We start from the raw sequence: 19,218 nt of genomic DNA on the forward strand, positions 1-19,218 counted from the left end.
TTCTACCTTGAGTTTATTCATTTGCCTGCTGCTCCAGCGTATCCCGCAAGTTATCGCCAAAACGCAAGCTGCGCCATAGCTGGAAGATATTCTCCTGATGGCGATAGTTAAGAATAACCTGTCGTTTCGCACTGAGCTGTGGGTTTTTCCCCTGCACCCGCGACGTTAATGTCAATTCGCCCTGATTAGTCAGGTCAAGCGTGGCATAGGAACGCCCAATTTCCAGATAGCGCAGCCAGCCAATCGCCGCCCCGCCTGCCAGATTTTTACTCGCTAACTCATCGGCCAGTTGGTTATCCAGCCGCAGCGTCAGGGAACCGTCATTGGTAATTCGTCCGTCTTCAATCAGCATGGTCGGGTGATTAAAATTCAGCGGAAGCGTGCCGCTCACGCGCCCGGACAGGGCAAACTGTTTTTGCTTTAACACGGTTATCAGTTCGCTGAGATCCACACTCTTAACGGTGAACAGCGCCGGTTCCCGCTGCGGCCAGCGCAATGTGGACAGGCCAATATGCCCATCCAAGACGTCCATGTCGGCCTGAGACATAACCAGCGGCTGTCGCTCACTGTACGGGTAAAAGCCCTGGAGATCGACGCGGATATTGCTCATCCGAAACAGGTTATCCAGCACGTCAATTCGCAGCGCAACGGGCTGCTTGACGCCCAGTTGCCAGCGCTGATCTTTCAAACGGTAAGGCAGGACAAAGTTAACGCCGCTAACTTCACCATCCTGTAGCCACAGTCCGCCATTTTTCACGACCCAATGTCCGCCCGCGCTGAATCCTTCTTTACGTGCGGCGGAAAATGCGGCCTGTGCGTAAAACTGTCCGGCGCGAATGTTCATTTTCAACAGCGGGGAAAGCAGAGGCTGAAACACCTTAAGTGGCTGTGTCGGCCACCACGCGCCACCACGCAGTCGTTCACCATCCCAGCGGCCACGCAGCCTGACCGGCCCGATATCCTCAGCCTGTAGCTGCCCCTGTAACTGGAAATCATCCGGGCTACGCCCCTGCATCGCCAGCGTTAGCAACGAAGGCGGCAAGTAGCCCCCGTTGCTGAAGTGTGCCCGTTCGGAGGCCAGTTGCAGCGCGCCTTGAAAATGTTCACCGGAACGGGCGCGCTGCCAACGGATCGGCTCAGTAATGGTCAGTCGGGGCTGGTGCACCGTCACAATGCCGTAGCCCAACTGATCCAAACCGCTCGACAGTTGGCTGACTTCAATCAGGGTATCCTGCCACTGGCCTCGGCCAGCTACGTCCCACTGACCTTTCAGCGGCGGTAGCTGGCCATTGCCCCAATAACGCCATTGCCACTGCCCTTGATCCGGCCAGAAATCCTGGGCCTGACCGTCAAGGTGCAGGCTAAAGCGCCCCCAGTATGCTTCCCGCGCCTTCACAATCGCCTGTAGTCGCCCATTCACGCCCGTTGCACTGACTCGGACACCCGCCAGCGGCCAGCGTGCTTCTTCAAGATAAATTTGCGGCGCAGGCCTTCCCCAGGCACGCAGCAGCGCCCCCGGTAAAAGAGAGAATTCGGGATTGAGAATCGAGCCCTGCAACACCCCTGGCAACGTTGCCGTCAAGGAGAGTGCGGGTAAGTTTGCCTGCCCGGTAAGCTGAAAGCGCAATTCGCTATTGAGCAGGCCGATGTTGCCCGGCCCCAGCACCAGCACGGCGTTCGCCTTGCCATTATGCCCTTGCGTCAGCATGTTCAACCGCGCGTTAATCGTGGTGGCATCCAACCCTTGTCGCCAATGTTGTAATGTCATTGCCACCTGCCCGGAGAGTGGCTGATCGGCATAAGGCCAGCGCCAGACACCATTAGTGACCTGAATCACCTCATCCGTAAGTTGCCACGGCAGCGATATCAGCGGCGTCTCGTCATTCGCCGCCTTCAGTACCAGCTCACCAACTTGATGATGCCAGTCCAGCAGGAGCGAAAGCGGATCGGGTGTCTGCCCTGAATCCAGTTTTCCGGTGAGCCGCCCCTGCACTGGTGCAGCATCCAACGTATCGGCCAGTTCCATCTCACCACTGACTTGCAGGCGCGCGAACCCCGCTGGCGTTGCGAGCATGCTTTCATGCAGGGTCAGACGCTTATCGTTCAGCGCTGCCTTAAACGCCAGTTGATCGCCCTGATAATCCAGCGTTTGTTGCCGTTTGCCGTCGCTGCTGAGTCGCACCTGCCCGGCATAATCCTGCCAGGGCTGTAGCGTAAACGTCTTCACCTGAATATCGGCAGCAGGCAATCGCTGTTGCCATTGCGCTAACTGCGCCGCTGGTTCGGTGCTGCTGCTTGCTGGCACATATTGCAGACAGTCGCTGTTTAACGTCACGGCATCAATATCGACATGCCATCGCCAGCTATGCCAACGCAGCGTCATATCCCGTACGTCAACTAGCGTGCACTCCCCGGCCATAAGACGGAACCCCGCGCTATGCAGCCCGCCGCCCTGCCAGCCAGGCGTCCCATCCACGGTCAAAGACATCTCCGTCGGGAGCCAGATGTTAGCAAGGCGTGGTAGCCACTGCGGCAGTGCTCGCCAGGAAAGAAACAGCAATGCGGCGAGCAGGAAAGCGACTGAAAGTGCTCGTTTTTTAATCATTAGCGCGAGTTAAGCATCCTGTTCAATAGCGGTAAAATTCGTCCGGTATAACTCTGCCGATTATTCATTCACAAATCGCTCTTTTTGTTAACAAACAAACCCATCCAGCTCACATTTACCACTATTGTGCGTACGTACTCATTACCCTTTCGTGGTAAAATGTTTAATTGAGGTTATATTTTGTAATGAATCACGTTATCTCATCATGAACAAAGCGTTTACGGGTGAATATCAGGATTATCTCCTTCTGCCCGACCGCCTTAAAAAAAGCAATGAGCAAACCTGAACCATTACCGCTATCCGCTGATTCATTGCCGTGGGTATGCCTCATGTTAAATCAGTATTCGGACACAGCATATCAAGGACTGCTTTATGCGTAACAACACCCCTGTAACCGACCGCCAGCTCCCTCTTTCTGAAAAAACCAGACTCATGTCGGTCACCACGCCAGAAAGCCATATTACCTACGCAAACAAAGATTTTATTGATGTCAGCGGCTATACCACTGATGAGCTGATGGGGCAGCCCCATAATCTTATCCGACACCCGGATATGCCACCAGCCGCCTTCGCGGATATGTGGAAAACGCTGCGTGCAGGCAATATCTGGACGGGGATTGTGAAAAATCGGTGCAAAAATGGCGACCATTACTGGGTAAAATCCAGCACCACGCCACTGAGAAAAGGCGGTGAAATTGCCGGTTATATGTCTGTGCGAACCGCCGCCTCACCCGAAGAGATTCGTCAGGCCGAGGGGCTCTATGCCAGTGCAAATGAAGGTAAACTGAAATATCGCACCTTCCATCATGGTCTGCTTATTTATACTGGGCCATTGCGCATCCTGAGTCTTTTTAAAACCATGCCATTACGCTGGCGCATCCGCAGCTATTTTCTACTCTTTAGCCTGATTCCGCTCATCGCCGCCTATTCTTTGCTGGCGGGAACGGCATTGGCCTCCGTACTCTTTCCTCTGCTCATCGCCTGTTGTTTTGTCAGTGGCGAGCTTCTGGTGCACCATGTTGCCCGTCCTATTGAGCAAATCCTGGCTCAGGCCATGCGTTCCGCTGCCGGACAGGCGGACAACCTGACGCAGCTTAATCGCGTGGATGAAATTGGCATGTTAATGCGCGCGGTAAATCAGTCCGGTATGAATTTCCGCACCTTCGTGGACGATGTGAACACCAATCTGAGCGAGCTGAAAAACGCCTGTAATGAAATCGCGCAAGGCAACCATACCTTGGCGCAGTGCTGCGAGGAAACGGAAGAGAGCCTGCAACAAACTGCGGCGTCCGTCGAACAGCTTACTGCAACAATAAAAAGTAATGCGGAAGCCTCGCTTCAGGCCTCACTCTATACGCAGGATGTGAATCAGGCGGTGAACTCTGGCGAACAGGCTGTCAGCCAGGTTTCCGATACGATGGAGACGATCACCCGTTCCAGCGAACGGATTACGGATATCGTCAGCGTAATGGATAATCTCGCGTTCCAGACCAATATTCTGGCCGTGAACGCCGCCGTCGAAGCCGCACATGCCGGAGAACAGGGTAAGAGCTTTGCGGTGGTCGCCAGTGAAGTGCGTTCGTTGGCACAGCGTAGCGCCTCTTCTTCCAGCGATATTTCGACCATCATTGACGAAACGCTGAATAGCATTCGTACCGGTGAACAGCAGGTTTCACACACGCATAAATCCATGAGCAATATTCTGCTGCAGGTTCAGCACGTTACCAATTTGATGAATGAGATCAGCCTCGCAACGCAGGAACAATCTCAAGGGCTGGAGCAAATTAATGAAGCGGTAAACCGCATCGATGAGCTCACACATCAGAATACCGCGCTGGCGAGTCAGTCACATTCGGCCACCGATCACCTGCAACAGCAGATCTCGAGTATGGTACAAGCAGCTTCTGTCTTTAGCCTTTCCCGCTAGTTAATCTCATCTTCACGGACGCTCATATCAGGGCGTCCGTCGCCTTATCCCCTCGCCATTTTTCCCGTACTTCAACCTGCATTGCCCACCGTGCAAATTCGCAGAGTCATAATATACTTAGCAAATGAATGCTTTTGGTCACTGGCGCAGGCTCTTGCAGCGAGTCGGGCTAGGCAACGACTTTCCTGAAGAAAAAATAACGGTTTCCTAAAGAAAAAATAACGGGCGGAACTAGTAAGAATATATAAGTCTACTCGCTAAGTATTTCGTGAAGATTGCCGTTAATTAAATAGCATTAATCGCTTTTCAGTTAGCTAATGGATCTAAAAACATTATGTTTATGCTTGCTTATACTAAAAGGATCAATAAATGCGTAAGAATTTTCCAGTCAGTGATATTCAGTATTTATTAGATGAAAAAGCAAAGCTAATGTCGGTTACCACTACCGATAGCCATATCACTTATGCCAATGACGATTTTATTGATGCCAGTGGTTACGACTTTGAGGAAATCCTCCACCAACCTCACAATATCGTGCGCCACCCGGACATGCCCCCGCAGGCGTTTGCCGACATGTGGGCAACGCTGAAGGCAGGTAAAATCTGGACGGCCGTCGTCAAGAACCGCCGCAAGAGTGGCGACTACTATTGGGTAAAAGCCAGTACGACACCGCTGATGAAGGAAGGGAAAATCACAGGATATATGTCGGTGAGAACCCGCGTTTCACAGGAAGAGATTCGGCAAGCAGAAGCGCTTTACCACCAAATGAACGAGAATAAATTAAAAAACCGCCGACTCTTTCAGGGACTATTGATTTATAAAGGGCCGCTAAAACTTCTTAGCTTATTTACCGTCATCCCCATACGGTGGCGGATAAGAAGCTACGTTTTCCTTTTCATGCTATTTGCGCTTCTTTTCTTATTGGCGACCCTTCCACTCACCACACCGCTATTAACTTTTGTTCTGGCACTACTCGCTGGCGCGACAATAACCAGTGAATTATTAGTTCAACATCTGGCAAAACCACTGGAAAAGATTCTACGCCAGGCTATTAATTCCGCATCCGGGCAGGCGGACAACTCGTTTCAACTTAATCGCGTGGATGAAGTTGGCATGTTATTACGCGCCGTCAACCAATCCGGCATGAATTTCCGCACGTTTGTCGATGATGTTAACGGCAAGCTGGCTGAACTACGCAACGCCTGCGGCGAGATTGCTTCTGGGAATTACACACTCAGCCAGCGCTGTGAAGATACCGCGCAAAGCTTACAATCCACCGCGTCATCAATGGAAGAACTGACGGCGACAATCCAAAGTAATGCGTCTGCCACGCAGTTAGCAACGCGTTGTGCGAATGATGCCAATCAGGCTGTCAATGCAGGAGAGAAAGCGGTCAATCAGGTAACCGATACCATGGCGACCATGACCCGTTCCAGCAAAGAGATCACCGACATCATTAGCGTGCTGGATAATCTGGCGTTCCAGACCAACATTCTGGCGCTTAATGCGGCAGTAGAGGCCGCTCACGCCGGAGAACAGGGCAAGAGTTTCGCCGTGGTCGCGGGAGAAGTCCGTATTCTGGCGCAGCGTAGCGCCGCTGCCGCAAAAGACATCGCAGCGATTATCGATGCCACAATCGCGAACATTCACACCAGCGATAAATTGGTCAACCATACCAGTCAGTCAATGAACAACATTCTGGCTCAGGTACAGCAGGTCTCGCAGCTTGTGAATCAAATCAGCCTGGCGACACAAGAGCAATCGCAAGGGCTGGGGCAGATTAATTCTGCGGTGAACAACATTGATGAATTGACGCGCCAGAACACCATTTTGGCTACGCACTCCAGTTCTGCCATTAACAGTCTGGAACAGCAGATCTCCACGATGTCCGAAGCCGTGTCAGTTTTCAGTACGTCTCGCTAAATCCGCTATTACCGTCTCTCAATTTCAAACCGTTACTGTCAGTCAGGTAACGGTTTGTCACCGCCCGATTTTCTGATAGCTTAATCTAAGGATTTTTCGGAGAAACTATCAATGAAACTGGCAATTTACAGCACTAAGCAGTATGACCGTAAATATCTGGAACAGGTCAATCAGCAGTTTGGCTATGAGCTGGAGTTTTTTGATTTCATGCTGACATCGCGCACCGCGAAAACAGCCACGGGCTGTCAGGCCGTCTGCATCTTTGTAAACGATGACGGTGGACGCGAAGTGTTGACCGAACTGGCAGCGTTGGGCATTAAAACGCTCGCGCTGCGCTGTGCAGGCTTTAACAATGTCGATTTGGAAGCCGCTAAAGAACTGGGTATCAGCGTAGTACGCGTTCCCGCGTATTCCCCTGAGGCCGTCGCCGAACACGCCGTCGGCCTGATGCTGACGCTTAACCGCCGCATTCACCGCGCCTATCAGCGTACTCGCGACGCGAACTTCTCTCTGGAAGGGTTGATTGGCTTCAATATGCACAACCGGACGGCGGGCATTATTGGCACCGGAAAAATCGGCATCGCCACGATGCGCATTCTGAAAGGCTTCGGGATGCGGCTGCTGGCCTTCGATCCCTACCCGAACCCACAGGCCTTGGAATTAGGGGCGGAGTATGTCGATCTAAAAACGCTGTACGCCAACGCGGACGTCATCTCCCTGCACTGTCCACTGACGCCAGAGAATCATCACCTGCTGAATCAGGCGGCCTTTGCGCAAATGAAAAACGGCGTCATGATCGTCAATACCAGCCGTGGTGGCCTGATCGACTCGCAGGCCGCTATCGACGCGTTGAAGCAACAGAAAATTGGCGCACTGGGCATGGATGTTTATGAAAACGAGCGCGATCTCTTCTTCGCCGATAAATCCAACGATGTGATTCAGGACGACATCTTCCGCCGCTTATCCGCGTGCCACAACGTACTGTTCACTGGGCATCAGGCGTTCCTGACGGAAGAAGCACTAATCAGCATTTCCCAAACCACGCTACAAAACCTCAAAGACATCAGCCAGAACGCGTCTTGTGTAAATCTGGTTACATCTTGACCTTCTATACCCTAAATAATTCGAGTTTCAGGCAGGCGGCAAGGGAAGGCATCCCGATGAGCTTACTCAGGTAAGTGATTCGGGTGACAAATCTGCCGGGAGCAGATTTGAACGCTGCTTGCAGCGGCCCTTTAGGGCGAGGCCCACGACGGGCCGAGTATTTGAACGCAGCCAACGCACATGCAACTTGAAGTATGACGGGTATGTTGCGGCAGTGCAGACTGCCGCGACACTCACCCTGCCGGGCAACTTCCATTCATCAGCGATTGCTCGCTACAGCGCTTACCATTGGCTAACTGACAGGCCCCCACGTTCGCACCATCAAGCTGTCTAGAGATCGCCATCGTTCCGCCAATCAGCGTACAGTTGACGTCAACTGGCGAACTGCTTTTCAGCAACACGACGGCGTTCTTATCATCGTTTTGCGTGGCGTCTTGCTGGGCAGCGGCAGTGTTCTCACTATGATTACTGCATCCCGCCAGCAGGAGCGCGGCGGCAGTACATAGCCATGGCAATAATTTCATGTTGTAGCCTCGGGTCGGGGAGTGAAGGTTCTGACACCACGTTTGGCATCAACACCTATCAAATAGACTTTTCAGACAAGGACTATATCTACCACGCCGCACTTCGGCAACACATCTCCAGGGTAAAAGAGACGTCAATCACCTAGAATCCTCGTCATAGAAAGACGATAAGGTCATCGCTTGTAATCAGAAAAGATGTCGTGAACGCCTCATTTATTCGTGTTCAATGATCTTCTATACGCTGATATTTAGAGTGCGTAATAACTAAAAAATAATGCGGTATTTTTATTGAGGAAATGCAGACAACACCATTAATTTCAATAAAAATAATTTTAAATAAAATGATTTATATTCAACTTACAGCATCTCTTTGTTTTTAATATTAATTACCACACCAAAATCCAATACTTTCCTTTATTTATTTTTTTGATATTTTTTCCTTTTATTTATATAAACAAAGCATCACGTTATCATTGATAAACAAAAACAAATACCATAGTCTTAATTCACTGCTCTCTGAAAGGCTAATAGAGCATCACAGCGATTATATTATCAATCAAATTAAATGAGGTGACATAATGTCAGATCAACTTCTTGGTGGATGGACCGCTTTCCGTGATTTGAATGATGCAGATAAAGAGATTTTTAAATCCACCGTACATTTGCTGGGTGTGACCTACACACCTTTGTTTGTCGCAACACAGGTGGTGTCTGGTACGAACTACTCCTTTCTGACGAAAGGTACGGTAACGTCCCCTGAAGCACCGCTGAAAATTGTCAAAATCCATATTTATAAACCGCTAAGCGGCGATGCGCATATTACTAAAATTGAAGATGTTCTCCCGTAATAATATATAAGCAAAGAGATGACACCACGGATAAATTATTTCTCTAGCCGTGGTGTCATCTTATAATTCAGTCGTTTTATAGAATAACTTTTACCTTCCTGGTTACCCAGACCTTCCTGTTTTACTCGAATATCCACTCGAAGACGTTTTGACGCCGTTTCTTTAGATATATATTGATGGATCATTTATCAAAAAAATCTATATGCTCAGAAAACCAGTAACGCAAAGACTATAATAAACCCATTAAAGATCGCCGAGATTCCCACTATTACACAAACAGCAGCTAAAATACGCAGAAGAAATATCTTAACCTCTCCTGATAGTTTCCGCACCAGACGCCAGAATCCCATGCCAATATTAGCGACATAAATGCCATAAAAAATCATAGCGGCTATCGCAAGGTATCCCATACTAACACTGCCGTCTGTAATATATGGGGCTAAAAGATAATCGATAACAGCCAGAAGCAACGCAATAGCAAGATGCCCAAATGTACCTTCTACGCCGCAGTCTCCACGCGCAATCTTCGCCAGCCAGTGGTGACTTTTGATATTTTCTGAACGAACAAAAATCATAACTCTTCCTTAAGTTCATAACGCCATCAACCAATCTAAACGATGCTTATACACCGAAATATCTCTTATTTTCAACAATAAAGAACACATAGAGTCAACATGAAGCGCGCGGCGAGCCATAACTTCACAGCATGAAACCATCGGTGCCGAACACGAAGTTATGACACCGCTGTAAAACGATCTGGCATTCGTCGCCGTAATCCGTACCATACACGCAATGATCGTGCAGACCGTGTTGGCGTCTGCGCTGAACCGTTTTCCATCCGCAATGCCTTTTGCAACGAGCACAGATAAAAATGTCAGAAAATCAACAAATTAATCAGAAACAGCAATACAACTTGAACAAATTGCAAAAGCGCCTGCGTCGTAACGTTGGCGAAGCTATCGCTGATTTCAATATGATCGAAGAAGGCGACCGCATTATGGTGTGCCTGTCTGGCGGGAAAGATAGCTTCACCATGCTGGAAATTTTGCGCAATCTGCAACAGAGCGCGCCGATTAACTTTTCTCTGGTCGCGGTGAATCTGGATCAGAAGCAGCCTGGATTCCCTGAGCACGTTCTTCCGCAGTACCTTGATAGCATCGACGTGGAATACAAGATCGTCGAAGAAAATACCTACGGGATTGTGAAAGACAAGATTCCAGAAGGGAAAACCACCTGCTCGCTGTGTTCACGCCTGCGCCGCGGGATTTTGTATCGTACCGCGACGGAGCTCGGCGCAACGAAAATCGCCCTCGGTCACCACCGTGACGATATTCTGCAAACGCTGTTCCTGAACATGTTCTATGGCGGAAAGCTGAAAGGCATGCCGCCGAAGCTGATGAGCGACGACGGTAAACATATCGTCATCCGCCCTCTTGCTTACTGCCGTGAGAAAGATATCGAACGCTTTGCTGAAGCCCGTCAATATCCGATTATTCCGTGCAACCTGTGCGGGTCGCAGCCAAACCTGCAACGTCAGGTGATTAAAGACATGCTGCGCGACTGGGACAAACGCTATCCTGGCCGTATTGAGACCATGTTTAGCGCCATGCAGAACGTTGTGCCATCTCATCTTGCAGATCATGCGCTGTTCGATTTTAAAAGCATTCGTCACGGTAGCGACGTGGTGGATGGTGGCGATTTGGCTTTTGACCGTGAAGAACTGCCGTTGCAGCCCGTTGGTTGGCAGCCGGAAGAAGATGACGACGCGCCATCCGTGACTCGTCTTGACGTGCTGGAAATAAAATAAGCGCGACATTCCCGTGAGGGAATGGCATTACCATAACGAATAGAGACACGGTGGCAAGAAGCAGCGGCTGCTGTTTCACCACCGTGTTTTTTATTGCCGTTTTCTGCCGCGTAGAGTACCGCTATCGATCTTGCGGTGGTTCAGTGACGGGTTCGTGTTCCGGCCCTGTCGGCGGCGGATCAGGAATGGGCGGTGGATCGGGAAGCGGACGAGGTGTCGGGTCGTTCGGTATAATGGGTATCGGTTCAACCGGAACCGTGTCGGCTTGCAGATAATCCGTGGCGTCTTGAGTGAGCATATTTTCCTCCTCGGTGTTGGATACTGTTAAGGCAAATCCAGCTACTGAAGCAGTACAGACATGCGTTACGGCTGACCAAACAGCGCCAGCGCTTCCCTTTAAGCGTAGTAAGCTAATGAATAAAATGCCAAAGGCATTTTACAACATCGCTTGCGACGGCCCGGAGGGTGTGGCGCGATAGCCCACCATAATAAAATGCCAAAGGCATTTGGCAACGTCGCTTGAGGAATAGCGGAAAAGGCCAGGATCGAGGGGCAAAAAAAAGCCGACAAAACTGTCGGCATGGTGTGAATCAATTGTGCTATGCAGTAATTCAAAAAAGGAAGTAAGACAATATGGAGCGCAACGCCCATCGCTTGACGTTGCATTCACCTGCGGGAATGATAGTGCCGCACAACAGGGTAAAAAATGTTGATATTGCTCAATTTACGCGTGGTTTTTTAGCTGTTCACGACAGTTTGTGATTATCTGCGCACCCGTTCGGCACGAGTCGTTATAGCCATTTACTGCGTTTTAACCACCATGCAACGCCGCCCACCAATATCACCAACATCAGGCAGAACGTGAAAAAACCAAACGGCGCATCGCCGCCGGGAATTCCCCCTAAGTTGACGCCAAATAAGCCAGTTAAGAACGTCGTCGGCAGGAAAACCATCGCCAAAAGCGACATCGTATAGGTACGGCGGTTCATCGCTTCGGTCATCAAGGCGGTGATTTCATCCGAAAGTACCGTGGTACGCGCAATACTGGCATCCAGATCTTCCAGCCCGCGCCCTAATCGATCGGCGATTTCCTGCATTCTGCGACGATCGTCATCCTGCATCCAGGGCAGTTTCTCGCCGGAAATACGCGAGAACACATCGCGCTGTGGCGTCATATAGCGGCGTAACACGATAAGCTGTTTGCGGATCAGCGCCAGCTCACCGCGCGGTGGAATTTTTTGCTCCAGCAAATCCTCTTCCAGATCGATGATTTTCTCATGCAAATCATCAATAAACTCGCTGGTATGATCGGTCAACGATTCCGCAATGGAGACCAACCAGCTTCCGCTGTCCGTCGGGCCATTGCCTTCCTTCAGGTCGGTAAGAATTTCGTCGATAGCCAGAATCTTACGACGTCGGGTAGAAATGATCAGCTTGTCGGTAATGAACACCCGAACGGCCACCAGTTGATCTGGCCGCGCATTGGCATTCAGGTTAATGCTGCGCAGCGTGATCAGCGTACCTTCCCCCAAACGCGTGACTCTGGGGCGAGCGCTCTCCCCCGCCAACGCATTGCGTACGCTATCCGGCACCAGCGTCGTTTTATTCAGCCAACGCACGCTGGCGGGCAATGTAGAATCCAGGTGTAGCCAGCAGGGTTTTTCGCTGTTAACCACATCCTGCTCACCAATCGGGGTCACGCCCCCCTTCCCATCCAACTGATACGCATGAACCGCACCGCTGTGTTGCAACTCTTTTCCTGCAAAGGATTCCACGTCTTGCCTCCAACGGTTTTTACTATCAGCGCTTTTGCTATCAGTTTTGCACGCTACCAGCCGGAGTGACCATCACGATCGCTCCGGCTTTATCGCCACATCATTCGATGTATTAATACGGTACTTAATGTTTTTCGATGTAAAGCATGTGGCTGTACGCCACGTCTTCAGGGTTAGTAATGGGATAGCCCTTCACCCACGGCTTGATCAAGCGTCCGTTGGTATATTGATAGATCGGTGCAATCGGTGCTTCATCCATCAAGATCTGCTCAGCCCGGTTGTAGTCCGCATTCAGCGCCTGCGGGTTAGTCTGATTGCCTGCTTCATCCAGGACGCGATCGTAATTCGCATTTTTAAAGCGTGCGATATTTCCGCTGTGATGTGAGGCCAGCAGCGAGAGGAATGTCGACGGTTCGTTGTAATCACCGACCCAAGACGCCCGCACGACGTCAAAATTACCGCTATTGCGGCTGTCGATGTAGGTTTGCCACTCTTGGTTAGACAGGCGCACATCTACACCCAGCGTTTTCTTCCACATGGAGGCTACAGCAATCGCGATCTTCTGGTGACTTTCCGACGTGTTGTACAACAGCGATAATTTCAACGGATTATTTGGGCCATAACCTGCGGCTGCCATCAGCGCTTTTGCCTGCGCATCCAGCTCATCCTGAGAATATTGCTGCAACAGGCTTTCCGTCGGTTTGAAGCCCGCGGTGACATCCGGCGTAAAGTGCCAAGCCGGTTTTTCCCCCGTGCCTAATACTTTTTCCGCAATCACTTTACGATCGATGGCGTAAGACAGCGCTTTTCGCACTCGTACGTCATTGGTCGGCGCACGCTGCGTGTTAAACGCGTAGTAGTAGGTGCCAAGCTGATCCGGCGTATAAACCTGACCGGGCAAGTCTTTCAGCAGCTTCTGGTACAGGTTTTTAGGAAATGACTCGGTGATATCGATATCCCCGGACAGATAGCGTTTTGTCGCGTTCGATTCCTGATTGATGGGAACAAAGGTTACCTTCGTCAGGCGCGTGTTAGCGTTATCCCAATAATATTGATTCTGCGTGAGCACCAGCTTCTCATTCACAACGCGATGATCCAGCTTAAACGCGCCATTCCCGACCAGATTTCCCAGCTTCGTCCAGTCGTTTCCGAATTTTTCTACCGTAGCCTGATGTACCGGAAACAGGCTGAAATTCGCCGTCAGACTGACAAAATAAGGTACAGGCTTACTCAGTTGCACTTTCAGCGTGTGATCATTGACGACCGTCACGCCAAGCTGATCAACGGGCAGCTTGCCCGCAAGAATCTGCTCGGCGTTCTGAATCCCCGCAAGTCGGGCAAACCAGGCGAATGACGAGCTGTTTTCAGGTGTGACCAGACGACGCCAGCTGTAGACAAAATCCTTTGCCGTAACGGGTTCACCGTTAGACCAACGGGCATTATCTCGCAGGGTAAAGATAAACGTGCGGTTATCTGTCGTCTGCCAGCGTAGCGCTACGCCAGGAACAATGTTTCCCTTGGCATCCTGATTGACCAGCCCTTCAAATAGATCGCGCGCCACCTGTGCTTCCGGCAGCCCTACCGCTTTTATCGGATCGAGAGAAGCCGGTTCATCTTTAATGTGGCGGACGATTTCTTGCTTTTCAGCCAGAATCGTTCCCGCCGGAACCTGCGCCGCGACAGCATTGCCCGTCATGGCCGCCATCAACGCGGCATAAAATGCAGAATATCCATAGTGCATGATGATTTGACCTGAAAGCGTAATGAATTGATTGAAGAATATAATAGTCAGAAATCAGCGCTATCATCCAGCGATACCCCGCAATTTGTCAGCCTGCATCGCCGTTTGCGTCTCCGGGCCGATTTTTTTATGATGAAACGCATAGGCAATCACAGGGCGGTATCATGGAAAACACAATCATTCCTCTTCAGGCGCGCCAGCAACGAGGTAATTTGCCGTCGCTGGGCGAACCGTATGGGAAATCGCTGCTGGGCGCACCGCTGCTGTATTTCCCCGCCGAATTATCCCCTTCAGAGAGCGGGCTGATTATTGCCGGAACACACGGTGATGAGACTGCGGCAGTGGTAGCGCTTTCCTGCGCGCTGCGTACCCTCTTTTCAGGCCAGCGTCGCCACCATGTGATTCTTGCGGTGAACCCGGATGGCTGTCAATTGGGGCTGCGTGCCAACGCTAACGGCGTCGATCTCAATCGCAATTTTCCGGCCAGTAACTGGCAGCCGGGGAAGACGGTCTACCGCTGGAATAGCGCCGCAGATGAACGTGATGTCGAGCTATCTACCGGTGAAACCGCGGGTTCAGAGCCGGAAACAAAAGCCCTTTGCACGCTGATTGAGAAACTTAATCCTCACTGGGTTGTCTCTTTTCATGAGCCACTCGCCTGCATTGAGGATCCACATCGTTCCGAACTGGGTCGATGGTTGGCGCAACAGTGCGAGCTGCCGTTAGTATCGAGTATCGGTTACGACACACCTGGCTCTTTCGGAAGTTGGTGCGCCGATCGTTCGCTTCATTGCATTACCGCTGAGCTTCCGCCAATCTCGGCAGATGCCGCCAGCGAATGCTACCTGAAAGCGATGGTGGCATTGCTAAGCCAGCAATTTTAATCGTAATTTTTATACCAATGTTGCTAATGTTGCCCTAAACTGAGCAGCGTGTTAATCACCTGTAATTAAGGACGCAAACATGTCACAGAACGTACATTTTCAAGGCAATCCTGTGCCAGTAGCAGGGTCATTCCCAGCCAAAGGAAGCAAAGCCCCAGCATTTACTCTGGTGGCTAAAGATCTGTCCGATACCCCGCTGAGCAACTATGCTGGCAAGCGCAAAATCCTGAATATTTTCCCAAGCATCGATACCGGTGTTTGTGCCGCGTCCGTGCGCAAATTCAACCAACTGGGTTCTGAACTGGATAACACCGTTGTTCTGTGTATCTCTTCCGATCTGCCGTTCGCGCAGTCCCGTTTTTGCGGTGCGGAAGGTCTGAACAACGTCGTTGTGCTGTCTACCCTGCGTGGCGGTGAGTTCAAAGAGAGCTATGGCGTTGCTATCGCCGATGGCGCGCTGAAAGGTCTGACCGCTCGCGCGGTTGTCGTACTAGATGAAAACGACAACGTGCTGCACAGCGAACTGGTGAACGAAATCACCACTGAACCAGACTACGACGCAGCACTGGCTGTTCTGAAATAAGCCATACTGGCATTACGTGAAAAACGGCTGCGCAAGCAGCCGTTTTGTTATTTTGGTTAGAGTCGATGGGAATTAGCAATCCATTGATAACGAACTGGCCGCTCGTGTTTGCTAATAACACCTTCATCAACAGCCCGCTGTAACCAAACGGTAAGCTGCGATTTGTGTAACACAGTGAGGCGGATGAGCTCATCCAAACTTACCGCGTCTACCGCCAGCCGACTAAGCTCCCGCAAAAACAGTGCATAAAAATCAACGGGTTCATCCTTCATAACATTGATTTCGGTTTCTTCTGCTGTAGCAACACTCTCCTCGATCGTCGAAGCGATATTTTCCGCGCATGCCTTTTGCGAGTCAGACTGATCCGACGGTGCTGTTTGTATTTCCTCGCGTAAAAACAGGCTACCTTGCCCCGCTAGGGCAACGGACGTCGATACGGGATTAACCTGCTCGAGTAATCCGGCAATACTTAAAGATCGCCAGTCCATATCACACCAGCGACCTCCGGCAACCACCAGATCTGCGTTACCCGCAGACTCTTCGTCTGTTTGCTTTACCCACAGCGGTACCCAGCCTTTCTTTAGGTTTTCCTGCGCGCCGCTGAACGTCCCCCCATTCTTACCTGAGTGAACGACTAAGGCACTTTCAGCAAGGCAATAAATGTATTTATTCCGCGCCATCGCATTGCCTGTACTGAAACCCGCTTCAGGATGGAAAGGAGACACCAGCACCGCCAGCCCTTCCATCAATCCTTTACGCCATTTTGTACTCGTACTCGCCTTAAGCAAGCTATCAGCCATCACGCCGATGACAACGCCCCCTTGACTCATGGCACCCAGCATCGCTGTTTCATCCACGCCTCTGGCCCCGCCAGAAACGATGGCAATATTTTCAGTGGCGGCCTGTATACCGACCTGATTTGCAAACGATAAATCCATGGCATTAGCATTACGCGAACCGACTACCGCCAGCCCTCTGGTATTTAATAGCGCACGGTTGCCACAGCCAAATAATACGGGGGGAGAATCACTTTTCAGCTGCTGTTTTAAGCGTTTCGGATAATCATAATCCGAACGCGTAACGACCCATAATCCCGCCCTTTGCCACTTTTCAATTGCCAGAGCCAGACTATGTCCTCGGCTCAGCAGTTGAACAATTCGGGCAATACTCACACGTGAATCATGCCAACCGCTGAGCAGAGTCGCAGGGGCCGGCACAAGGAGATCCGCAGGGCTCAGTGATTTTTCTTTCAACCACAATGCAAAGCGCCCCCACTCCGTATTGGTGAGTGGCTTGAGATCGCCAGCACTTGCCTTGCTGAAATAGCAGGTAAGAAGCAGTGTCGCTTGTGCAGTGGGGGATAAATTCATGCATTACTCACCGAAGCAGACGCGAGCGCGGCCGGATAAACATAGCCACTGCCCGCTTGTTGTAATAAGGCAGCAATCACCGCCAACGTCCAGCCAGAATCAACAATATCATCAATCAGCAACACTGCACCTTCTGGTATCGAGGAGATGACGGCAAACGCACCGTCCAGATTACGGCACTGATGGAAGCGGTTTTGTTGACCTTTCTGTGGCTGATTGTCACGTACTTTATGAATAGCATCCACAAACGATAGGTTCAACCGTGCTGCCAGACGCCGAGCAAAATCAGGCACCAATGTAGGATGATTACGTGAAGGGACACAGCAAACCCATTCAGGTGCGGGTTCGGGCTGCCAGCGTTGTTGAATCATCTCCGCCATCGCTGCAACCAATTCGTCACTAAAATGGCCCGCATATTTACTGTCTGCCACCCTCCTTCCCCATCCTGCATCCCCCCAGCGGGACAAGACACGCCCTTCTTGAGCACGTAAGTTCTGCGCCAGATTTCCGCGAAAACCATATTCAGTAAAAGCATTAGCGGCGACTTGTATATTTGGCCGAATAATAGTTTCAGTCTGTTTGAGAAACGTTCCTGCCCGATGAATAAGCTCAGCATTAGGCAAAATAGCGACCACCGGACGTCCAAGGCAGGAAGTACACTTACCACACGGCTCCGTATGTCGGTCATCCAGTGCGTGACGCAAAAACGTCATCTTGCAGCTGGTCTCCGCCAGATACGCTTGCATCTCCTGCCATTCCCGTTCGCGTTGTCCGGTCAGATGTGCAATACGAGCACGATCCATCGCATACGGAACGGGCGTTCTACGCCACTTCCGGTCAACGTTTATCACTGGCGCGGGGCTATCGACGCTGAGAAACTTCAAGACTTTCTCAATCTGCCCATGACGAAGATTGGTTTGTTCTTCAATGCCTCGCAATGTCAGGCCATCCGCATTGGCAAGCGCCTGCAAAATTTCAGTCACCTGCGTCTCCGCAGGAAAAGCCGATCTCCTGAAAAATTCGTGAATCTCTCTATCTTCAACGCCAGACATCAGGATACCAACAGCATAATCGATACCGCGTCCAGCACGGCCCACCTGCTGGTAATACGCGACTATCGATCCCGGCATCTGGTAATGAATCACAAAGCCCAGATCGGGTTTGTCATAACCCATCCCCAATGCGGTCGTTGCCACTAACACTTTAATTTGGTTATTCAGCAGCAATGACTCAAGGTGTTGTCGATAACTGTCTGAATCAGCCGTCCCAGGTGACGCGACAAGATCGTCATGTGTTACACCGCTGTAATAAGGTCGCGCAACGATGCCTGAGCGATTCAACCAGCGAGAAACCATCTCCGCATCACGCTGCGTTAGCACATAAACAATCCCCGTACCCGGCAAGGTTGGAATAGCTTGTGCCAGCCAAGCCAGACGCGATGATTGGTCAGGCAATCTCATCGTCTGTAACCACAAGCTTTCACGAATGAGTGAGCCACGCTGAATGTGGATATTGCCTAGTTGTGCCTGAATATCCTCAATCACGCGATTATTGGCCGTAGCCGTCGTACCCAGAACGGGAATATTCGCAGGCAGTTGACGCAAAATATTCACAATACGCCGATAGTCTGGGCGAAAATCATGCCCCCAATCTGAAATACAGTGTGCTTCGTCAATCACCATTAGGGCAATACGATCGGCAATGGGCTGCAATACCGTTTCAACAAATGAATCATTCGCCAGACGCTCAGGTGAAATCAATAAACAATCAACCTGATTGCTGATGATTCGTTGCGTCACGCTATTCCAATCATCTTTATTGGTCGAGTTCAGCGTTTCTGCCACAATCCCTAATCGTCCAGCAGAATCTATCTGGTTGCGCATCAACGCCAGCAAGGGCGAAACAATGATAGTTGGCCCCATACCTCGGTCACGGAAAATTTTCGTACTGATAAAATAAACCGAACTCTTTCCCCAGCCAGTACGCTGTACTACCAGTAATTTCTGCTGGCGGTTAACCAACGCGTCAATCGCTTCCCACTGCCCGTCACGAAACTGTGCGGCGGGGTCAGCCAATGCCGTCTGTAGCAGTTGCCGAGCCTGTTCTTGATCCATAATCACTCCTTTGA

General features: G+C 50.8%; 15 protein-coding genes. 7 read left to right on the forward strand and 8 right to left on the reverse strand.

The annotated features are described in order from the left end of the window. Positions 1-13: 13 nt before the first annotated feature. Complete coding sequence (locus tag EIP93_RS12560) at positions 14-2,605, reverse strand: YdbH family protein (protein WP_103970790.1); 2,592 nt, start codon at positions 2,603-2,605, stop codon at positions 14-16. 372 nt (positions 2,606-2,977) lie between these two features. Between EIP93_RS12560 and EIP93_RS12565 the strand changes: the two genes are divergently transcribed. The 3 genes from EIP93_RS12565 (at position 2,978) to EIP93_RS12575 (ending at position 7,558) form a co-directional block, all read left to right on the forward strand. Next, positions 2,978-4,531, forward strand: coding sequence for a methyl-accepting chemotaxis protein (locus EIP93_RS12565; RefSeq protein WP_103860540.1), 1,554 nt, complete (start codon positions 2,978-2,980; stop codon positions 4,529-4,531). Positions 4,532-4,900: 369 nt separating this feature from the next. Next, entirely contained in the window at positions 4,901-6,454 is a 1,554-nt protein-coding gene (locus EIP93_RS12570) for a methyl-accepting chemotaxis protein (RefSeq protein WP_103860539.1), read from the forward strand. A gap of 111 nt (positions 6,455-6,565) precedes the next feature. Then, complete coding sequence (locus tag EIP93_RS12575; protein WP_103970792.1) at positions 6,566-7,558, forward strand: 2-hydroxyacid dehydrogenase; 993 nt, start codon at positions 6,566-6,568, stop codon at positions 7,556-7,558. 233 nt (positions 7,559-7,791) lie between these two features. On the opposite strand, the gene EIP93_RS12585 is transcribed toward EIP93_RS12575, so the two are convergent. After that, positions 7,792-8,082, reverse strand: coding sequence for a putative hemolysin (locus EIP93_RS12585; protein ID WP_103970794.1), 291 nt, complete (start codon positions 8,080-8,082; stop codon positions 7,792-7,794). A 578-nt stretch (positions 8,083-8,660) separates the two neighbouring features. On the opposite strand from EIP93_RS12585, the gene EIP93_RS12590 reads away from it, so the two are divergent. Beyond that, complete coding sequence (locus EIP93_RS12590) at positions 8,661-8,930, forward strand: hypothetical protein (protein WP_103940145.1); 270 nt, start codon at positions 8,661-8,663, stop codon at positions 8,928-8,930. Between the two features lie 206 nt (positions 8,931-9,136). On the opposite strand, the gene EIP93_RS12595 is transcribed toward EIP93_RS12590, so the two are convergent. Further along, positions 9,137-9,505 carry a hypothetical protein gene (locus EIP93_RS12595; protein WP_107332791.1) on the reverse strand — a complete coding sequence of 123 codons (369 nt, stop codon included), beginning with the start codon at positions 9,503-9,505 and terminating at the stop codon, positions 9,137-9,139. A 296-nt stretch (positions 9,506-9,801) separates the two neighbouring features. Between EIP93_RS12595 and ttcA the strand changes: the two genes are divergently transcribed. Further along, the gene (gene ttcA / locus EIP93_RS12600) at positions 9,802-10,737 is read left to right on the forward strand and encodes a tRNA 2-thiocytidine(32) synthetase TtcA (protein ID WP_116362801.1); all 936 of its coding nucleotides are present in this window, start codon (positions 9,802-9,804) and stop codon (positions 10,735-10,737) included. A gap of 121 nt (positions 10,738-10,858) precedes the next feature. On the opposite strand, the gene EIP93_RS22760 is transcribed toward ttcA, so the two are convergent. The 3 genes from EIP93_RS22760 to EIP93_RS12610 all read right to left on the reverse strand — a co-directional run bounded on the left by EIP93_RS22760 (position 10,859) and on the right by EIP93_RS12610 (position 14,253). Then, positions 10,859-11,035 carry a hypothetical protein gene (locus tag EIP93_RS22760; protein ID WP_162847964.1) on the reverse strand — a complete coding sequence of 59 codons (177 nt, stop codon included), beginning with the start codon at positions 11,033-11,035 and terminating at the stop codon, positions 10,859-10,861. Positions 11,036-11,528: 493 nt separating this feature from the next. Continuing rightward, entirely contained in the window at positions 11,529-12,512 is a 984-nt protein-coding gene (gene zntB, locus EIP93_RS12605) for a zinc transporter ZntB (RefSeq protein WP_010295877.1), read from the reverse strand. 124 nt (positions 12,513-12,636) lie between these two features. Beyond that, entirely contained in the window at positions 12,637-14,253 is a 1,617-nt protein-coding gene (locus EIP93_RS12610; RefSeq protein WP_125232790.1) for a peptide ABC transporter substrate-binding protein, read from the reverse strand. A gap of 164 nt (positions 14,254-14,417) precedes the next feature. Between EIP93_RS12610 and mpaA the strand changes: the two genes are divergently transcribed. Then, on the forward strand, positions 14,418-15,137 hold the full coding sequence (gene mpaA, locus EIP93_RS12615) for a murein tripeptide amidase MpaA (RefSeq protein WP_125232791.1): 720 nt from the start codon (positions 14,418-14,420) through the stop codon (positions 15,135-15,137). Between the two features lie 79 nt (positions 15,138-15,216). Then, on the forward strand, positions 15,217-15,720 hold the full coding sequence (gene tpx, locus EIP93_RS12620) for a thiol peroxidase (protein WP_010276796.1): 504 nt from the start codon (positions 15,217-15,219) through the stop codon (positions 15,718-15,720). Between the two features lie 56 nt (positions 15,721-15,776). Here tpx and EIP93_RS12625 read toward each other — a convergent pair whose 3' ends face one another. Both EIP93_RS12625 and EIP93_RS12630 read right to left on the reverse strand, forming a co-directional pair. Next, positions 15,777-17,090, reverse strand: a complete 1,314-nt coding sequence (locus EIP93_RS12625; protein WP_119158716.1) for a DNA-processing protein DprA — start codon at positions 17,088-17,090, stop codon at positions 15,777-15,779. Then, positions 17,087-19,204, reverse strand: a complete 2,118-nt coding sequence (locus EIP93_RS12630; RefSeq protein ID WP_125232792.1) for a RecQ family ATP-dependent DNA helicase — start codon at positions 19,202-19,204, stop codon at positions 17,087-17,089. The genes EIP93_RS12625 and EIP93_RS12630 overlap by 4 nt, the downstream gene beginning before the upstream one ends. Positions 19,205-19,218: the final 14 nt, after the last annotated feature.

The organism is Pectobacterium versatile, from assembly GCF_003932035.1.
Lineage (GTDB): Bacteria > Pseudomonadota > Gammaproteobacteria > Enterobacterales > Enterobacteriaceae > Pectobacterium > Pectobacterium versatile.